The organism is Janthinobacterium psychrotolerans (assembly GCF_001677885.1).
GTDB lineage: Bacteria > Pseudomonadota > Gammaproteobacteria > Burkholderiales > Burkholderiaceae_D > Janthinobacterium > Janthinobacterium psychrotolerans.
In genome coordinates, this window is record NZ_LOCQ01000053.1 from 131,792 (window position 1) to 150,013 (window position 18,222).

Below are 18,222 nucleotides of genomic sequence, written 5' to 3' on the forward strand. Positions count from 1 at the left end.
CGCTTGGTGCTATACGCCAAGCAGCTCGGTCAGTACCGGCATCTTGGCCTCGAGTTCGGATGCAGCAAAAGTCTCGACGATCTGACCGTGCTCCATCACATAAAACCGGTCCGCCAGCGGCGCGGCGAACCGGAAATTCTGCTCCACCATGACGATGGTGTATCCCTTCGCTTTCAAGGTGGTGATCATGCGCGCCAGTCCCTGCACGATAACGGGCGCCAGGCCTTCCGAAATTTCATCGAGCAGCAGCAGGCGCGCGCCCGTGCGCAAAATGCGCGCCACGGCCAGCATCTGCTGTTCGCCGCCGGACAGGCGCGTGCCCTGGCTGTGGCGGCGTTCCTGCAAGTTCGGGAACATGGCGTAGATTTCGGCCACCGACATGCCCTTCTCGCCGCTGGCCACGGTCAGCTTAGGCGGCAGCATCAGGTTTTCTTCCGTCGACAGCGAAGAAAAAATGCCGCGCTCCTCGGGACAGTAGCCGATGCCCAGGTGGGCGATCTTGTGCGTGGCCAAACCGATCGCTTCGACACCGTTGACCTTGATCGATCCGGTGCGCGCGCCCGTCAGCCCCATGATGGCGCGCAAGGTGGTGCTGCGGCCGGCGCCATTGCGGCCCAGCAAAGTGACCACCTCGCCCTGCCGCACTGTCAGGTTTACATCGTGCAAGATATGCGACTCGCCATACCAGGTTTGCAGTTGTGAAATTTCCAGCGCAGGCGCCGAGTGTTGAGCCGTCATCAATGCGCCCCTTCCAGTTCCGCATGGGTGGTGCCCATGTACGCTTCCATCACCTGTGGATTACGCGACACTTCCGCATAACTGCCTTCGGCCAGCATGGCGCCGCGCTGCAGCACCGAGATCTTGTCGCAGATGCCCGAGACCACGCTCATATTGTGTTCCACCATCAAAATCGTGCGGCCGGCCGAGACTTTCTTGATCAGTTCAGTAACCCGGTGCACATCTTCGTGGCCCATGCCCTGCGTCGGTTCATCGAGCAGCATCATTTCGGGCTCCATCGCCAGGGTGGTGGCGATCTCGAGCGCGCGCTTGCGCCCGTAAGGCATGTCAACCGTGATGGTGTCGGCAAATTCGGTGAGATCGACTTCGGCCAGCAAGGCCATGGCGCGGTCGTTGAGCTGGTTCAGGGCCCGTTCGCTTTGCCAGAAATAGAACGAGGTGCCGAGCTGGCGCTGCAAGCCGATGCGCACATTCTGCAGCACCGACAGATGCGGAAAGACGGCGGAAATCTGGAACGAGCGGATCACGCCCATGCGGGCGATCTGCGCCGGCTTGGCGGCGGTGATATCTTTTCCATTGAACAGGATCTGTCCGGAAGTCGGTACCAGAAATTTCGTGAGCAGGTTGAAGCACGTGGTCTTGCCGGCCCCATTGGGACCGATCAGGGCGTGGATATGGCCGCGTTCCACTTTCAGGTTGACATCGCTGACAGCGGTGAAACCCTTGAATTCCTTGGTCAAATGTCTTGTTTCCAAGATGATGTTGGACATCGTGTCTCCTAGTTGTACTTTTTGTACTACTTAGTCTTTTTTATAATACACAACTTGAATTTGCCGCACAATACAGTATAACTACGGGGATTTTTCCCCTTTTCCATATGGCGCAAGCAGGCTCAACGACCCGCGTTTTTCCAGTCGTTTTGTATCATCTGCGCCGCTTTTTCGGCGATCATCACGGTCGGCGAATTGGTATTGCCGGAAGTAATAAAAGGCATGATGGAAGCGTCGACCACGCGCAGTCCCGCCACGCCGATCACCCGCAACTGGCTGTCGACCACCGACAAGGGATCGCTGGCCAGCCCCATGCGGCAAGTGCCGACCGGATGGAAGATCGTCGTGCCGATCTCGCTGGCCGCCTGCGCCAGTTCGGCCTCGCTCTGGTATTGCGGACCGGGCTTGTATTCCTGCGGCGCAAACTGCTGCAAGGCCGGCGCGGCAACAATCCTGCGCGTCAGGCGCAGGGCGTCGGCCGCCACGGTGCGGTCTTCCGGGGTACTCAGATAATTGAGGGCAATTTTGGGTGGCGCATAACTGTCGGGCGAGGCCAGCTGCACCTGGCCGCGCGAGGTCGGGCGCAGATTGCAGACGCTGGCCGTAAAGGCGGGAAACGCATGCAGGGGCGTGCCGAATTTGTCGAGCGACAAGGGCTGTACGTGATATTGCAGGTTGGGCGTGGCCTGGCCGGCATCGGACTTGGCGAACGCCCCCAGCTGCGACGGCGCCATCGACATCGGCCCGCTCTGGAACAGCGCATATTGCAGGCCAATCTGCATGCGGCCCAGCAAGTTGCCGGCCATAATATTCAAGGTTTTCACGCCCTGTACCTTGAACACCATGCGCAGCTGCAAGTGATCCTGCAAATTGCCGCCGACCCCGGGTGCATCGACTACCGGCGCAATGCCGTGCTGGCGCAGCAAGGCGGCCGGGCCGATGCCCGACAATTGCAGCAGGTGCGGCGAGCCGATGGCGCCAGCCGTCAATATCGTTTCACGGCGCGACGTGGCCTGCCACTGCGTGCCGCCGCCAGTAAACGTGATGCCGGTGCAGCGCGGACCGTGATCGGACGCCGTGATCTGCAGGCGTTCCACGTGGCAGCCGGTCATGATGGTCAGGTTGGGCCTGCGCGAGGCCGGTTTCAAAAACGCTTTCGAGGTATTCCAGCGGATGCCGCGGCGCTGGTTGACGTCGAAATAGGCGCTGCCGCTATTGTCGCCGCCATTGAAGTCCGCCGTCTTGGCAATGCCGACCTGCTCGGCCGCATCGCGAAAGGCGTTCAGGATATCCCACGACAAGCGCTGTTTTTCCACCCGCCACTCGCCGCCGGCGCCATGGCTGGCCGAGGCGCCGCCGTGATAATCCTCGCTTTGTTTGAACAGCGGCAGCACCTGGTCCCAGCCCCAGGAGGCATCGTTGGTCAACGCTGCCCAGCGCTCATAGTCCTGCGCCTGGCCGCGCATATAGATCATGCCGTTGATGGACGAACTGCCGCCCAGCACCTTGCCACGTGGATAAATCAGGCTGCGCCCGCCCAGTCCGGCATCAGCCTGGGTGGAATAGAGCCAGTCGGTGCGCGGATTGCCGATGCAATGCAGATAGCCGACGGGGATATGGATCCACACATAGTCGTCCTTGCCACCCGCCTCCACCAGCAAGACGCTGGCGTTCGGGTCACGCGTGAGCCGGTTGGCCAGCACGCACCCTGCCGTACCGCCACCGATGATGATGTAGTCAAATTCGCCTGCCGATTCCAATGAAGCTCCTTTCGGTATGTACCATCGAGGGTGAGCGGCGTGTCTCCTCGCCGCTTGCCATTACCAGAGTCTGTGTTGCATCAGTCGCAAAGCAGATTACCACCTGTGACGTTGCACGGCGACATTAATTGCTCAGCCAGCAGCTGAAAACCGCCTTTTCCTGCTGTGGATAAGTGTAGGGATATCCACAGGTACACTATGTGTGTAAACGAAAAAATTTTTGGAGGGCGTTTTTTTGTCCCAAAACTGTTATGTCGTCATACAACGCTTACCCAGCGTTTATACGCGCGCCAAGTTTTTGTTTACAAGGATAAATCTGCACTTATCCACAAGGAAGTGCCTGCGTTAACTACTATTATTATTCTTGTATACGATCTTGTTAGAGTAAACCTGGTCACGCGCGCTTTTGCTCGCCATGCCCTGACACCTTCGGTGCCGCTCTGGCAAGCTGAAAAAAAAATCGAGCCAACACTGCGCTCGCAAAAAAACACAAACTGGCATGACAGCATCACCACTGCCAAACCGAGTTGCAGAAAACCAAGGACGCGCCGACGTCTGCCGGCAGATCAGGCTAAGTTGGCAACTGGCAAAAAACGGGGGATTTCAGAACGATTGTGGATAAGTCACTTGATATCCACAGGATGACTTGTGCGTAAACAGGAAGTTACGCGGGTGCCGATATTTTATACAATTTTGCTCCTTTGCCGATACACGGTTTATGCAGGCTTTTTTTGACGCGTAAACAATTGATCCTGTTGAAAAAAAACGACTTATCCACAGAAAGATCGGCGTTTACTATTACTACTATTTTTATATATTAACCTATTGTAAAACGACAAAAAAAACGCGCCTGCGGCCATTTTTTCCAACAACAGGCAAAAACCTCAAAAAAAAACGTTAACCACGACGCCAGCCACCACGACCAAACCGTCTGCAGGAATTCGTGGTCGATCGTGGCCAACGTGCTGGCCAGCACTCCAGGTACACAGACAGCAGAGCGGCAGGCGTGAATCCCGTGTTTTTGGCAGCCGCATGTGGATAACTGCCTGCATATCCACAGGATGAGATGTGGGAAAAGTCGTTCTTTGTCCACAGGCGAAGTTTTATCCCAAACAAGTGCTGCCTCGATACAATGCTTATGCAGCGCTTTTTTTGCAGGCCAAGTCCTTGTTAACGCGAAGGTATACCGACTTATCCACAGAAAAACCGCCGTTTACTATCACTACTATTTTTTATGTATACATCTTTATTTAAAACACAGAAACAAACGAAAACGGTGGAAAAGCGCGGTAGACGGCTTCGGTTAACGTTTTCAACCCCGCAGAACCAGTGAAAAACACATGAATACAGACAAAAAAATGCGCCTGGGGATCATCAGCGCTTTGCATGAAGAACAGCAGGGGCTGGTGGAAGCCATGCAAGGGGCCGTCACGCGTTCGCACGGCATGCGGGCTTACACCCTTGGGCAACTGTGGAATATCGACGCTGTGTGCGTCCTGTCGCGTCTGGGCAAGGTTGCCGCCGCCATGACGGCTTCTATGCTTGTGGAAAAGTTCGGAGTTACCCACATCGTCTTTACCGGTGTGGCCGGCAGCGGGGACAAATCGGTCAGGGTTGGCGATATCGTGGTGGCCGAAGCGCTGCTGCAGCACGATATGGATGCGCGGCCCTTGTTTCCCCGCTTTGAAGTGCCGCTGACGGGCTTGCAGCGTTTTGCCACCGACCTGGCGTTGAGCGAGCAACTGGCGCTGTCCGCCGCCGCATTTTTGCGCGACGATGCTCGGGCCGTGCTTGACCCGCTGGAAATCCAGGAATTCAGCTTGCAGCAGCCCCAGGTACACCGCGGCCTGATCGCCAGCGGCGACCAGTTCATCGGCAGCGCCGCGCATGTGAACCAGCTGAAAGCCGATATTCCCGATCTGCTGGCCGTCGAGATGGAAGGCGCGGCCGTGGCGCAAGTGTGTTTTGAACTGGGCGTACCGTTTTCGGTCATGCGCACCGTGTCGGACAACGCCAACGACGAGGCGGCAGTCGACTTCATGCGTTTCGTACACAGCGTGGCCTCGCGTTATGCGTTTGGCACCATCAAGCGGCTGTGCCAGCACCTGGCCGGCTGATTTTGGATAAAAAAAAGGCAGAACCCGCAGGTTCTGCCTTTGTCGAGCAAATAAAGCTATGCGCTCAGCATCATCAGGCTGGCGTTGCCGCCGGCCGCCGTCGTATTGACGCACAGGGCCCGCTCGGCGACCAGGCGCCACAGCGGGATGGCGGCGTCAGCCGTCGTGTCGATGGTACCCACCACGGCCCCTTCCCGGGCCGCCAGCAGCGGTTTGAGTTCGCCGGCCAGCTCCGCTTCGAGCATGGCGATCTGGAAATCGTGTTCGCCCGAGGAAATATCCGTGATCACCTGGATGCGGTCTTTCAGTGCCGCCGGCAAGTCGGCCGGGATCAGGCTGACGGATTGCGCCAATACCAGCGCCTGGTTACCGGTGGCCAATACCGCCGCCAGCTGGTTGATCAGCACGCCGGAGGTGGCGGCCGCGCACAGGATGGTGCCGCGCGCGGCAAAGCTCAGGGTATTGCGCTCGCCGGTCGGACCTGGCAGGACGATGGTACTGCCCAGCAAGGTCGTGCGCGTGTATTCCTGGGCCAGCTGCATCAGCTGCTCGTGGCCGTGCATCTTGGCCCAGACGATCAGCGCGTCGAGCGCCGGCGCCGCTTGCCGCTGGTGCTGGCTGCCGGCCGGCGCATTGCGCTGCAGGCGTTTCAGGTACAGCGGGCCGCCCGCTTTCGGACCGGTGCCCGACTTGCCTTCGCCGCCGAACGGCTGCACGCCAACCACGGCGCCGACGATATTGCGGTTCACATAGATATTGCCCACATGCGCGCGCTGGGTAATGAAAGCGATGGTCTCGTCGATGCGCGTATGGATGCCCAGGGTCAGGCCATAGCCGCTGTCGTTGATCGATTGCACCAGCTGCGGCAACTGGGCGCGCTTGTAGCGGATCACGTGCAGCACCGGGCCGAACACTTCCTGCGTCAGCTGGTCGAGCGACTTGATTTCCAGCACCGTCGGCGCGACAAACGTGCCTTCCACCGGCGGCAGGTCGAGCGAGAAATGGTCGAGCGCCACGGTTTTCATGCGGTTGATATGGGCCAGCAGATTGCCTTGGGCTTCGGCATCGATGACGGGGCCGATATCGGTGGCCAGGCGGTCAGGATTGCCCACGCGCAGTTCCTGCATCGCGCCCTTGAGCATCTTGATGGTCTTGCCGGCGATTTCTTCCTGCAGGAACAATACGCGCAAGGCCGAGCAGCGCTGGCCGGCGCTGTCGAAGGCTGACGACATCACGTCCTGTACCACCTGCTCCGGCAATGCCGAGGAATCGACGATCAGCGCATTCTGGCCACCGGTTTCGGCGATCAGCGCAATGTCGATGTGTTCCACCACGGCGCGCGCGGCCAGGGTGCGGTTGATCAGTTGCGCCACCTGGGTCGAGCCGGTAAAGATCACGCCCTTGACGCGCGCATCATTGCACAGGGCCGCGCCGACCACCTCGCCGCTGCCGGGCAGGAACTGCAGTGCGCCGCGCGGCACGCCCGCTTCATGCAGCAGCTGCACCGCGCGCCAGGCGATCAGCGGTGTCTGCTCGGCTGGCTTGGCCAGCACCACATTGCCGGCCGCCAGGGCAGCGGCAACCTGGCCCGTGAAAATGGCCAATGGAAAATTCCATGGGCTGATGCAGGTGACCGGGCCCAGCGCCACGGTGGCCGGCGCATGGTCGATCTCGGTGGCGTAATAGCGTAAAAAGTCCACCGCTTCGCGAATTTCGGCGATCGCGTTCGGCAGCGACTTGCCCGCTTCGCGCACGGCCAGCGCCATCAGCTCGACGTGATGCTGTTCGAACAGGTCGGCCGCGCGGCGCAGCGCATGGGCGCGCAGCGACGCCTCCGTGCCCTGCCAGGTCGGCGCGAAGGCGCTGGCGGCGGCCAGCGCTGTTTCCACATCGGCCGGGCACGCTTCTGCGACCTTCCCCACCTGGTCGTCATGACGCGCCGGATTGCAAATCGTCAAGGTCGGCGCGTTCAGGCTGACGGCGCCATCGATCAATGGCGATGCCTGCCAGGCGTACGGCTGGGCCAGGCCCTCGGCCAGCGCACGCAAGGTGTCGTCGTTGGACAGGTCGAGGCCGGCCGAGTTGCGGCGCTCGCCACCGAACATGGCCAGCGGCAGGGCAATTGCCGGATGCGGCAAGCCGCCCTGCAGCCGCGCCTGTTCCAGCGGATCGCGGATCAGGCTGTCGATGGCCACGCTTTCGTCGACGATCTGGTTCACGAAAGACGAGTTGGCGCCGTTTTCCAGCAAGCGGCGCACCAAATAGGCCAGCAGGGTTTCGTGCGAGCCGACCGGCGCATAGATGCGGCATGGCTTGTCGAGGTTGGCCGCGCCCACCACCTGGTCGTACAGGGTTTCGCCCATGCCGTGCAGGCACTGGAATTCATAGTCGGTCACGCCGTCGCGCCTGGCCCAGGTGTAGATGGTCGCCAGGGTTTGCGCATTGTGGGTGGCAAATTGCGGGTAGATCAGGCGGCTGGCGCCCAGCAGTTTTTGCGCGCACACCAGGTAGGACACGTCGGTGTAGACCTTGCGCGTGTAGACCGGATAACCTTCCTGGCCATCGACCTGGGCGCGCTTGATCTCCGCATCCCAATACGCGCCCTTGACCAGGCGCACCATGAACTTGCGGCCGCTGCGCTGGGCCAGGTCGATCAGATAATCGATGGCGAACGGGCAGCGTTTTTGATACGCCTGCACCACGTAGCCGATGCCCTCGAAGCCGGCCAGGTCGGTGTCGAACGCCAGCGCTTCCATCAGGTCGAGCGACAGTTCCAGGCGGTCGGTTTCTTCCGCATCGATATTGAAGCCGATGTTGTACTGCTTGGCCAGCAGCAACAGCGCCTTGACGCGCGGCAGCAGTTCGGCCAGCACGCGGGCGCGCTGGGCGCGGCTGTAGCGCGCGTGCAAGGCCGACAACTTGACGGAAATGCCGGGTCCGCTCTTGATGCCGCGGCCGTTGGACGCCTTGCCGATGGCGTGGATCGCCGTTTCATACGAGGCGTAGTAATTGGCCGCGTCCTGTTCGGTCAGGGCCGCTTCGCCCAGCATGTCGTAGGAATAGCGGTAGCCGCGCGCTTCATTGTCGCGGCTGTTTTTCAGCGCCTCTTCGATCGTCTGGCCCGTCACGAACTGGTTGCCCAGCATGCGCATGGCCAGGTCCACGCCTTTGCGGATCAACGGTTCGCCCCCTTTGGCGATCAACCTGGTCATGGCCGAACCGAGGCCCGACTCGCTGCTGGTACTGACCAGCTTGCCAGTAATCAGCAAGCCCCAGGTGGCCGCATTGACGAACATCGAGGGCGATTCGCCCAGATGTTTCTTCCAGTCGCCTTTGCTGATTTTGTCGGCGATCAAGCGGTCGGCCGTCTGAGTGTCAGGTATACGCAACAGCGCTTCAGCCAGGCACATCAGCGCTACCCCCTCTTCCGACGACAAGGAGAACTCATGCATCAGTGCATCGACACCGGACGCGCGTGTGCGTTTTTGGCGCACGGCCGCCACCAGCCTGTGCGCCAGCGCCTGGCCTTCGGCCGTCGTTTCGGTGCTCGATGCGCGCACCTGCTGCAACAGCCACTGGACCGCGGAAACCTCGTCGCGCCTATAGGCGGCAGTGATGGCGGCGCGTGGCGCCGTCGCCGCGGGCAGGATTTCCGCCTGGAGCGCGGCAAAGGGAAGCGGGGTAAAAGCCGGGTGGCCAGCAGGGTGCATAGAGACTCTTTACAAGGAAAAAGATGACGGAACCGCCAGTATTTCTTGCCCTTTTTTAGTGCAAAAGAATACAGAAAGTCGGATGTTAAGATGATTCGATTGTAAAGGGGATTCTTATGGATTAATTCTGGTAATACAGAGGGCTAGCAATAGATAGTTTTTGATGCGACAATTTAACCAAATAATATTTATTTGGGGAGTGCTTGGGATGCTGGACAAGATAAGCAAGAAAATCTTGATGGAATTGCAGAGCGATGGACGCATCAGCAACGTCGAGCTGGCCGCGCGCGTGAACCTGTCGCCGGCCGCCTGTCTCGAGCGCGTGCGCAAGCTGCACGAATCGGGCTACATCATGGGCTATACGGCGCAGTTGAATCCGCAGCTGCTCGATGTGTCGCTGCTGGTGTTTATCGAAGTCGTGCTCGACCGCACCACACCGGAAGTGTTCGACGCCTTCAAGCATAGCGTACAAATCATTCCAGAGGTACTGGAATGTCATATGGTCGCTGGCGGTTTCGATTACCTGGTCAAGGCGCGCGTCAAAGACATGGCGGCCTACCGCGAATTCCTTGGCAAGACCCTGCTGCAAAAAGGCGTGCGTGAAACCCACACTTATGCGGTGATGGAAGAAGTCAAAAATACCACCAAATTGCCGATCAAATGACCCCGGTGCCACCTTGCGGTTTTTCCGATTGAGCTAAGCGGATAAATGTTGTAGGGTGGAACTACAAATCTGCCATCCGGCAGCCGCCTGACACGACGCGCAGACGTCGGGATCAAGGTGCGGTGCGTGCAATCGTGCATGCCCGCATCCGGCTGCGGCCTGCCCTGCCTGGGGCCGGCACGGATTCTCGCAGCGGGGGACCAATGAAGCAGTTGCCGCACCAGCTGGTACGTTTCTTTCTATTCACGCTCGCCGCCATCGTGCTGGCCTGTTGCCTGGTATTCCTGCTGCAGCTGGCAGGCGCCGCTTCTGCCTATCTGATCGCCGTGCTGGCCGCCATCATCGGCGCCGCGCTGGCGGCCGTGGCCAGCCGCAGCCAGGGCGAGGCTGGCCTGCACGGGTTTGCCGACACGGTCGGGCGCGCCATCGACGCCATCATGATTGGCGCGGCGGAAACCTCGTACTTTGTCGATTCCGTCAAAAAGAAGGTCGACCTGGACGTGCAGACGGCCAGCGATATCGCCGACAGTTCCGAACAGAATGCGCGCACCACGGAAAAAATCGCGGCGAACGCCGAGCGGGCCGCCACCGTGGCCGCCGGCGTGCGGGTCGAAAGCGTGGCGGCGCGCGCCGAACTCGACCAGGGTTTGCAGCGCGTCAACCGCGCGCGCGAAGATGCGCAGGCGGCGTCGAGCGCCATGCTCAGCCTGCAAGACAAATCAAAACGCATCACCGGCTTTACGGAAGCGATCTCCGATATTTCCGCACGCACCAATCTGCTGGCGCTGAACGCCGCCATCGAAGCGGCGCGCGCTGGCGAACACGGCCGCGGCTTTGCGGTGGTGGCCGGCGAAGTGCGGCAACTGGCGCAGCGCACCAAGGAAGCCAGTGACGAGATCAGCGTGATGGTGCGCGAAATCAATGAGCAGTCGGAAAAAGCCGCGCATGGCATGCAATCCCTGGCCGAAGGCGTGACCGAAGCGGCGCGCAATGTGGAAAGCGTGCATGGCTCCTTGCGCCATATCGAGGAGTCGTCGGGCGTGTCGGAAGACGAGATCGGCCAGATCGCGCGCGCCTCGCGCGAACATGTGGACACCACGCAAGTGATTGCCGACGCCATCGTGCAGATCCGCGACAGCATGCTGTCGACCAATACCGAATTGCCGCGCGCTGCGCAGTCGGCGATGGCGCTGGCCGAGCGCGCCGAAGTGATCGCCAGCGCGCTGGGCGAGTCGACCGTGTCCACGCCGCACGATGAAATCCGCGTCGCCGCCCAGCGTGCCGCGCGCGAAGTGGGCAAGCTGTTCGAGCAGGCGATTGCCAGCGGGCGCATCACGCGCGAAGCGCTGTTCGACCGCCACTATCAACCGATACCGAACACCAATCCGCCCAAGCATACGACCCGGTTCGACGCCTTTACCGACAAGGTCCTGCCGGACCTGCAGGAAGCCGTGCTGGCCGCCCTGCCCCAGCTGGCGTATGCGGGCGCGGTCGACACAAATGGCTATTTTCCGACCCACAACAAGAAATTCTCGCAGCCGCTGACAGGCGACTACGAGCACGATATCGTGCACAACCGTACCAAGCGCATTTTCAGTGACCGTACCGGGTCGCGCTGCGGCAGCAACACGCGGCCGTTTTTATTGCAGACATATAAAAGGGATACGGGCGAGGTCATGCATGACCTGTCGGCGCCCATCTATGTAGACGGCAAGCACTGGGGCGGTTTCCGGGTCGGCTACCGCTCCAGCACGCCCACATAAAGTACTGAAAGAAGTGTAGCGAGCGGAAGGGAGAGGTAGCCGAGAAGCGCAGTAGCTTCTGTCTGTACGTTTAATCGACGTGGGGTTTGGCGGTAACGCCACCGCCGGCTGCCGTGGCCGAGCGCAACACCGGCGTATTCATGCCTTCGAGGTGGTTGCGCAGCCATTTGTGAGCCGGGCTGCGCGCGTCGCGTTCGTGCCACAGCATGTCGAGGTGGACCGCCGGCAAGGTCAATGGCAGGTCCTTGTACAGCAGCGATTCGGTCATGCCGGTCGAGGCGATCAGGTGGCGCGGCAAGACCGTGATCAGGTCCGAGTTGGCCACCACGCGGCCGGCCGTGAAGAACTGGTTGACGGTCAGTAAAATGCGCCGCTCGCGGTGGATCTGCGACAGTGCTTCGTCGATCAGGCCGTGGGCGCGGCCGGAAAAACTCACCAGCAGGTGGTTCGCCGCGCAATAGTTATCAAGCGTCAGTTCCTGGTTGGCCAGCGGATGGCCGCGCCGCATCACGCACACATATTTGCCGGAATACAGGCGCTCGTGGCGGATCGGCGAGCCCGTTTCGCTCGACAATTGCGCCGCCACGCCGGGAAAGAAACCGACCGCCAGGTCGATGTCGCCGCGCAGCAACATCGGCCGCGGTTCGCGCGTGGTGAGCGGCATCATGCGCACATTGACGCCCGGCGCCTCGCGCTCGATCGAGCGCATCAGGGACGGCAGCCAGAACGCGGCGGTGGCGTCGGCCATCGCCATGCGGAAGGTGGCATGGGTTTTCGACACATCGAAGGTTTCCGGCGTCACCGCCGCTTCCAGGCTGGCCAGCGCCGAGCGCACGGACGGCCACAGCGCTTCTGCGCGCGGTGTCGGTTTCACGCCATACGCCGTGCGGATCAGCAACTCGTCGCCGAGGCTTTCGCGCAGGCGCTTGATGGCGTTCGAGACCGCCGGCTGGGTCATTGCCAGATGGCCGGCCGCGCGCGTCAGGTTTTGCTCCGTCATGACGGCGTCGAAAACGCGCAGCAAGTTCAGATCCAGCGTCAGAAAACTCATGGAAAGTCCAAGGTAAAGTTGAATTCAGTTAAATTATTTACCAGTGTAAACCGCGCAGGGCCCGATTGATTTCACTGGTAAAAAAATATTACAGTTTCCATTCATGATTCATATAATTGGTATCAGTAAATGGAATTAGATTTATATGTTGCACTGCACTATAGTACTGCCAAATTCTATAATGCACTGGAAATCATGTCTACCTTCGCTACCGCCCTGTACGCAGTATCCGCACCCGTACTGGACATTCCCTTTATTACCGTCGTGCAAGTGCTGCTGGCGCTGGTGGCCGCAGGCGCTTTCGTGATGATATTCAGGCCCTTGCTGGTCGGTATTGCCCGCGCCCTGGTGCTGGTGGTGCGTCCCAAGCTGAGCCGTGAACAGCGCCTCGCGCGCGAGCTGGCCGCGCGCGCGTAAAACGCGCACGTAACAAGATGAAGCCGGTGATTGCACCGGCTTTTTTTACGTCTTTGTTTTGAGGTAACAATGGTGTCGGATTACGCGCTCGCGCGCTAATCCGACCTACCAGGCTGCGTAGGTCGGATTAGCGCTTGTGCGTAATCCGACACCGCCCGGGACGCCAATATATTGTTACGTCACCTCGCCCAGCAAATGGGCGCGCAATTGCGTGTCGGCCGGATGGGCGCCGATCCAGATCTTCAGCAGCGCATTATAGAAAGCCAGGTCAGGCACTTTGTCGCCCAGCTGCTTGCCGTTCAGGCGGCACAAGGTGCCCTCCTCGGGCAGCCAGTCCACCGTCAGCATGTCGCCCTTCTTCAACCCAGGCACCATTTCGAACATGGCGCCCAGCTGCATCGTCTGGCTCAGCAGGCGCGTGCGGTCGGCCTGGTCGGACGTCCGGTTCAGCCCTTCCATGAAGGACTTGCCCAGGTCGTCGGAGCTGATGTCGCGCAGCATGACGATTTCCAGCCGGCGCGGACCGGGCAGCGCCAGGATGTCGGTCAATTGGGTTTTCTTTTCCGGCAGGTACAGCGCAATCGTGTAGACCTTGAAGATCAGTTTGTAGCGCACGCCGGCGCCATTGAGTTTCAAGGCCTGGTTTGCCAGTTGCACCGTGTCGTCGAGCTTGACGCCGCCCACATCGACCGCCAGCGCCGGCTGCGCCAGAGCAAAACAGATGCTGGCGGCGGCCAGCGCGCGGCCGAATCGGAAATTGCGGTGCATGGTCTGCCTTTTGTGGTGGGGGTATCCACAGTGTAGAGCAGATGCGGGAAGAGGGCCGCGCAGCTTGGCGGCCAGGAACATCTTAGTTTTTGACGGGCAATTCGGCCTGCAGGCGCTCATACTTGGCCTTCAGCTGCTCCGGGCTTTCAATCCAGGCAGGATTGAGCGGAATGCAGCTGACCGGGCACACTTGCTGGCATTGCGGCTCGTCGAAGTGGCCCACGCATTCGGTGCATTTGTTCGGGTCGATTTCGTAGATTTCGGCGCCCATGTAGATCGCGTCATTCGGGCACTCGGGCTCGCAGATATCGCAATTGATGCATTCGTCGGTGATCAGTAGTGCCATGATGTTTACTCTTGCTTATTCCGGCAATGCAGCGTTGGCGGCAATCTTGTTTTGCAGCCAGCGGTTGACCGAGGGAAATACAAACTTGGAGACGTCGCCGCCCAGCGCCGCGATTTCGCGCACGATGGTGCCCGAGATAAACTGGTACTGGTCGGACGGCGTGAGGAACATGGTTTCAACATCAGGCAGCAGGTAGCGGTTCATGCCGGCCATCTGGAATTCGTATTCGAAATCGGAGACGGCGCGCAAGCCGCGCACGATGACGCGCGCTTCGTGGTTGCGCACGAAATCCTTGAGCAGGCCGGAAAAGCTTTCCACTTGCACATTCGGATAATGGCCAAGCACTTCGTTGGCAATTTCCAGGCGTTCGTCGAGCGAGAAAAACGGTTTCTTGTTCTTGCTGTCGGCCACCCCCACGATCAGCTTGTCAAACAGACCCGATGCGCGGCGCACCAGATCTTCATGACCGCGCGTGAGCGGATCGAACGTTCCCGGATAAACGGCTACAACCATTGCGGCTCCCTGACGATGCACCAATATAGACGCGCATTATGCCTGAAATTGGGGCGTCGCCTTGGGCTGGCCGGCTTTTTTGCCTAAATTATGAGCAGATTCAAGCAGTAGTGACTACTTTGTTGTAAGTTAGCAAATGATAATAAACTGTTCCTGCTTTATCGGCGCGGATGACTTCCCACGGCGCCATCCAGTCCGGCTTGCCTTGTTCGCTGTTTTCATCGAATACCATCGCCATTCCCGATTCCGCATAGACGATGCCACCCTCTTTGAGCAGATTGGCGCATAGCGGCAGTACCTTGGCCAGGAAATCTTGCTGGTAAGGCGGATCGAGGAAGATCAGGTCGAAACGCTGGCCGCGCGCCGCCAGGCCTTGCGCCGTCAGCAGCGCGTCGCCGCGCAGCAGCTGCACGTTGTCTGCGCGCAGCTTGGTCTTGTTGTCTTCGAGCTGGCGGATCACCGGCGTATGCGTGTCGACCATGGTGACGGCGGCCGCGCCGCGGCTGGCCGCCTCGAAGCCGAGCGCGCCGCTGCCGGCGAACAGGTCCAGCACCTGGGCGTTGGCCCAGTCGCCGTCGCGCAGGTGGTTGATCCAGTTAAATACCGTTTCGCGCACGCGGTCCGGCGTCGGGCGCAAGCCCAGCGCCTGCAGCACGGGCAAGACGGAGCGCTTCCATTGCCCGCCGATAATGCGCACCTGGTTCGGTGGCGGCGCGTGGTGGACGGGGACTTTGGCCGGCTTCTTGATCTTCTTTTGCATGAGAAACTTCTTCAATTCGATGGCGGCCACTATAGCATATGGCCCCTCGACGCCCTTGTGGCCCTGCTCTTACTTCGGCTGCGTCGCCAGCGAATTGAAGTCGTCGATCCAGCCCTGCATGCGCTTGACGGCATGGGCTTTTTGCGCCGGCGTGGCGATCTTGATGACGGTCAAAATCATCTGCGCCGTGCTGTTTTCAAACGCATCGAAAAACGCCTTGCGATCGGAGTGTTCCAGCCGATCGAAACTGTCCTTGATCAGGGTATTGATCAGGGCCACGGTGGCTTCCTTGCCCAGCTTTTCGTTCTGCACCTTTTGCACCAGGGCCAGCACATTGCGCTGGCGGCGCGAGCGCTCGTCGAGCCAGATTTCATTGTCCAGGGGACGCGCATCGGACGCCTTGCGGATGAGGGCTTCCTGCTCGCTGCTGAAACTGCCGAACCACAGCTCGAACTGCTCCATCGACTTTTTGTAGCGCAATTGCTGGCGTTTTTCCTGGTCGCCGGACAGGAATTTCTTGCGGTAGTCGTCATTGTTCGACTTGAACTTCTTTTCCATCTGCGCGATCTGTTCGGGTTTGAGCGAGCGCGCCAGGTCGGCCAGGTCGGGCGCCGCTTTCAGCAGCAGCGACTGGGTGCGCGATTTGATCTCGCTGTAGTCGGCCATCAGGTCGGCCTGGGTGGGATTGCCTTGTACCTGTTTCTGGCCTTTGCGCAGGATTTCGACGTAATCGCGCAACTGTGTCTTGCGATGCCAGTCAAACAGTTTGTCGATATCTTCGCGCACCCAGCCCTTCTGGTCGCGGTCCAGGTCGACATAGGCGTTGAGCCACCAGTACAGCACGGTATCGCCATTGTTGTAGGCCAGGCGCAAGCTGCTGCAGCCGGCCACGACGACCAGCATCAGGGCCAGCAGAACACAAGTAAAGCGCTGGTGAAGAGGGGCTTGCGTGTTAAACTTTTTCATATTCTTAACTTATAAAATAAATACGGACTATGAACGTTGTCATTCTCGCCGCCGGTATGGGGAAACGCATGCAGTCGGCACTGCCAAAAGTGCTGCACCCACTGGCTGGCAAGCCGCTGCTGTCGCATGTGATCGATACGGCGCGCACCCTGGCGCCGTCCAAATTATGCGTGATTTACGGACATGGGGGCGCAGCGGTGCTGAAACTGCTGGCCGACTACAAGTCCGAGCGGTCGGTGGACATCGCCGCCGCCGAGCAGGCGCAGCAGCTGGGCACCGGCCACGCCGTGCAGCAGGCGCTGCCCTTGCTGGACGATAACGTTCCCACCCTGATCCTGTACGGCGATGTGCCGCTGACCAGCGGCGATTCCTTGCAAAAACTGGTGCAGGCCGCTGGCAATGGCGAGCTGGCGATCCTGACGGTGGTGCAGGACGATCCGTTTGGCCTGGGCCGCATCGTGCGCGAAAACGGCGCCATCGTGCGCATCGTCGAAGAAAAGGACGCCACGGCCGAGGAACGCGCCATTGGCGAAATCAACAGCGGCATCATGGTCGCGCCGACCGCACAGCTGAAGAAATGGCTGTCGGCCCTGTCGAACAACAATGCCCAAGGTGAATACTATCTGACCGACATCGTCGCCCAGGCCGTTGCCGACGGCGTGTCCGTGACCTCGGCCCACCCCGGCGCCGTGTGGGAAGTGGCCGGCGTGAACAGCAAGGTGCAACTGGCCCAGCTGGAACGCATTCACCAGAACAATATCGCCCAGGCCCTGCTTGAGCGCGGCGTGACCTTGCTGGACCCGGTCCGCATTGACGTGCGTGGCGAACTGATCTGCGGACGCGACGTCACCATCGATGTCGGCTGCGTGTTCGAAGGCCGCGTGGAACTGGGCGATGGCGTGCGCGTGGGCGCCAACAATGTGCTGGTCAACGCCAGGATCGCGGCCGGCGCGCACATCAAGCCGTTCTGCCATATCGAAGAAGCCATCGTCGGCGCCGGTTCGCTGATCGGCCCGTACGCGCGCCTGCGTCCCGGTACCGTGCTGGCCGAGGAAGTACATATCGGTAACTTCGTCGAAGTCAAGAACAGCCAGGTGGCCGCCAACAGCAAGGCCAATCACCTGGCCTATCTCGGCGACGCCACCATCGGTTCGCGCGTCAATATCGGCGCCGGCACCATCACCTGCAATTACGATGGCGTCAACAAATCGCGCACCGTAATCGAGGACGACGCCTTTATCGGCAGCGACAGTCATCTGATCGCCCCGGTCACCGTCGGCAAGGGCGCCACCCTGGGCGCCGGCACCACCTTGTCGAAAGACGCACCGGCTGGCAAGCTGACCATTTCGCGCGCCAAGCAAACCACCGTCGAGGGCTGGCATCGCCCGCTCAAGAAGCCGAAGTAAGTTCGTTCTCATGCTTGACGGCAGACGATGCCGCCAGCCTTCACGGGCTGGCGGCTTTTTTCATGCTGCCGCGGCTGTGGACAAGCTTGTGGACAGCCGGTGGGCAATACGGGGATAAATGGCGGAACGATAGATAGTGTTACTTTTGCAGTGTGGATAACCATGTGCACAAGCAGGTAAATCATGCAGGGATAAGCCTGGTATAACTGCTGTAAAAGCTGTGAGGAAGGAGGGATAACTTTTCATCTTCAGTTCGCTTTGCATCCTGGCGGATCGACGTTTGGCCTTCTTGTTTTGCTGCATCGGTATTGCTTTTACAGCCTGTGGACAAAGCTGTGCGCAAATACGGGATAAGCCAGGAATAACTTTCAAGTCATTGAATTGGAAGGGTATTATTCATTGCGCTGAACTTTCTTCCTGTGGGTAAGTCTGTGTACAAGCCTGTTGTCAACTGGTGTGCAAGCAGTGTGCAA

The 18,222-nt window shown here is 59.9% G+C and carries 16 protein-coding genes; 6 read left to right on the forward strand and 10 right to left on the reverse strand.

Features of this window, described 5'->3' with window-relative positions:
* Nucleotides 1-9: 9 nt before the first annotated feature.
* From ASR47_RS11310 to ASR47_RS11320, 3 genes are all read right to left on the reverse strand, one after another.
* Nucleotides 10-738, reverse strand: a complete 729-nt coding sequence (locus tag ASR47_RS11310; RefSeq protein WP_065307878.1) for an ABC transporter ATP-binding protein — start codon at nucleotides 736-738, stop codon at nucleotides 10-12.
* Nucleotides 738-1,508, reverse strand: a complete 771-nt coding sequence (locus ASR47_RS11315; RefSeq protein WP_065307879.1) for an ABC transporter ATP-binding protein — start codon at nucleotides 1,506-1,508, stop codon at nucleotides 738-740. The genes ASR47_RS11310 and ASR47_RS11315 overlap by 1 nt, the downstream gene beginning before the upstream one ends.
* Before the next feature lie 122 nt (nucleotides 1,509-1,630).
* Nucleotides 1,631-3,268, reverse strand: coding sequence for a GMC family oxidoreductase (locus ASR47_RS11320; protein WP_065307880.1), 1,638 nt, complete (start codon nucleotides 3,266-3,268; stop codon nucleotides 1,631-1,633).
* Nucleotides 3,269-3,466: 198 nt separating this feature from the next.
* On the opposite strand from ASR47_RS11320, the gene ASR47_RS26995 reads away from it, so the two are divergent.
* The gene (locus ASR47_RS26995) at nucleotides 3,467-3,913 is read left to right on the forward strand and encodes a hypothetical protein (RefSeq protein WP_150127761.1); all 447 of its coding nucleotides are present in this window, start codon (nucleotides 3,467-3,469) and stop codon (nucleotides 3,911-3,913) included.
* Between the two features lie 713 nt (nucleotides 3,914-4,626).
* Nucleotides 4,627-5,385: a 5'-methylthioadenosine/adenosylhomocysteine nucleosidase gene (locus ASR47_RS11325; RefSeq protein WP_150127768.1), complete on the forward strand. Its 759-nt coding sequence runs from the start codon at nucleotides 4,627-4,629 to the stop codon at nucleotides 5,383-5,385.
* A gap of 56 nt (nucleotides 5,386-5,441) precedes the next feature.
* On the opposite strand, the gene putA is transcribed toward ASR47_RS11325, so the two are convergent.
* Entirely contained in the window at nucleotides 5,442-9,095 is a 3,654-nt protein-coding gene (gene putA / locus ASR47_RS11330) for a trifunctional transcriptional regulator/proline dehydrogenase/L-glutamate gamma-semialdehyde dehydrogenase (RefSeq protein ID WP_065307882.1), read from the reverse strand.
* 208 nt (nucleotides 9,096-9,303) lie between these two features.
* On the opposite strand from putA, the gene ASR47_RS11335 reads away from it, so the two are divergent.
* Together ASR47_RS11335 and ASR47_RS11340 are read left to right on the forward strand one after the other, a co-directional pair.
* The gene (locus ASR47_RS11335) at nucleotides 9,304-9,759 is read left to right on the forward strand and encodes an Lrp/AsnC ligand binding domain-containing protein (RefSeq protein WP_010393827.1); all 456 of its coding nucleotides are present in this window, start codon (nucleotides 9,304-9,306) and stop codon (nucleotides 9,757-9,759) included.
* Nucleotides 9,760-9,962: 203 nt separating this feature from the next.
* On the forward strand, nucleotides 9,963-11,522 hold the full coding sequence (locus ASR47_RS11340) for a methyl-accepting chemotaxis protein (RefSeq protein WP_065307883.1): 1,560 nt from the start codon (nucleotides 9,963-9,965) through the stop codon (nucleotides 11,520-11,522).
* 70 nt (nucleotides 11,523-11,592) lie between these two features.
* On the opposite strand, the gene ASR47_RS11345 is transcribed toward ASR47_RS11340, so the two are convergent.
* Nucleotides 11,593-12,573 (reverse strand): LysR family transcriptional regulator, encoded by a 981-nt coding sequence (locus ASR47_RS11345; RefSeq protein ID WP_065307884.1) that lies wholly within the window; start codon nucleotides 12,571-12,573, stop codon nucleotides 11,593-11,595.
* Between the two features lie 195 nt (nucleotides 12,574-12,768).
* On the opposite strand from ASR47_RS11345, the gene ASR47_RS11350 reads away from it, so the two are divergent.
* Nucleotides 12,769-12,990 carry a hypothetical protein gene (locus ASR47_RS11350; protein WP_065307885.1) on the forward strand — a complete coding sequence of 74 codons (222 nt, stop codon included), beginning with the start codon at nucleotides 12,769-12,771 and terminating at the stop codon, nucleotides 12,988-12,990.
* 174 nt (nucleotides 12,991-13,164) lie between these two features.
* Here ASR47_RS11350 and ASR47_RS11355 read toward each other — a convergent pair whose 3' ends face one another.
* The 5 genes from ASR47_RS11355 to ASR47_RS11375 form a co-directional block, all read right to left on the reverse strand.
* The gene (locus tag ASR47_RS11355) at nucleotides 13,165-13,758 is read right to left on the reverse strand and encodes a chalcone isomerase family protein (protein WP_065307886.1); all 594 of its coding nucleotides are present in this window, start codon (nucleotides 13,756-13,758) and stop codon (nucleotides 13,165-13,167) included.
* A gap of 82 nt (nucleotides 13,759-13,840) precedes the next feature.
* Nucleotides 13,841-14,104, reverse strand: coding sequence for a YfhL family 4Fe-4S dicluster ferredoxin (locus ASR47_RS11360; RefSeq protein ID WP_065307887.1), 264 nt, complete (start codon nucleotides 14,102-14,104; stop codon nucleotides 13,841-13,843).
* 15 nt (nucleotides 14,105-14,119) lie between these two features.
* A complete protein-coding gene (gene coaD, locus ASR47_RS11365) occupies nucleotides 14,120-14,617 on the reverse strand; it encodes a pantetheine-phosphate adenylyltransferase (protein WP_065307888.1) in 498 nt (165 codons plus the stop codon).
* A gap of 100 nt (nucleotides 14,618-14,717) precedes the next feature.
* On the reverse strand, nucleotides 14,718-15,377 hold the full coding sequence (gene rsmD, locus ASR47_RS11370; RefSeq protein ID WP_065307955.1) for a 16S rRNA (guanine(966)-N(2))-methyltransferase RsmD: 660 nt from the start codon (nucleotides 15,375-15,377) through the stop codon (nucleotides 14,718-14,720).
* A gap of 69 nt (nucleotides 15,378-15,446) precedes the next feature.
* Nucleotides 15,447-16,343, reverse strand: coding sequence for a DUF6279 family lipoprotein (locus tag ASR47_RS11375; RefSeq protein ID WP_065307889.1), 897 nt, complete (start codon nucleotides 16,341-16,343; stop codon nucleotides 15,447-15,449).
* A gap of 29 nt (nucleotides 16,344-16,372) precedes the next feature.
* Between ASR47_RS11375 and glmU the strand changes: the two genes are divergently transcribed.
* Nucleotides 16,373-17,749 carry a bifunctional UDP-N-acetylglucosamine diphosphorylase/glucosamine-1-phosphate N-acetyltransferase GlmU gene (gene glmU / locus ASR47_RS11380; RefSeq protein ID WP_065307890.1) on the forward strand — a complete coding sequence of 459 codons (1,377 nt, stop codon included), beginning with the start codon at nucleotides 16,373-16,375 and terminating at the stop codon, nucleotides 17,747-17,749.
* The last annotated feature ends 473 nt before the right edge of the window (nucleotides 17,750-18,222 follow it).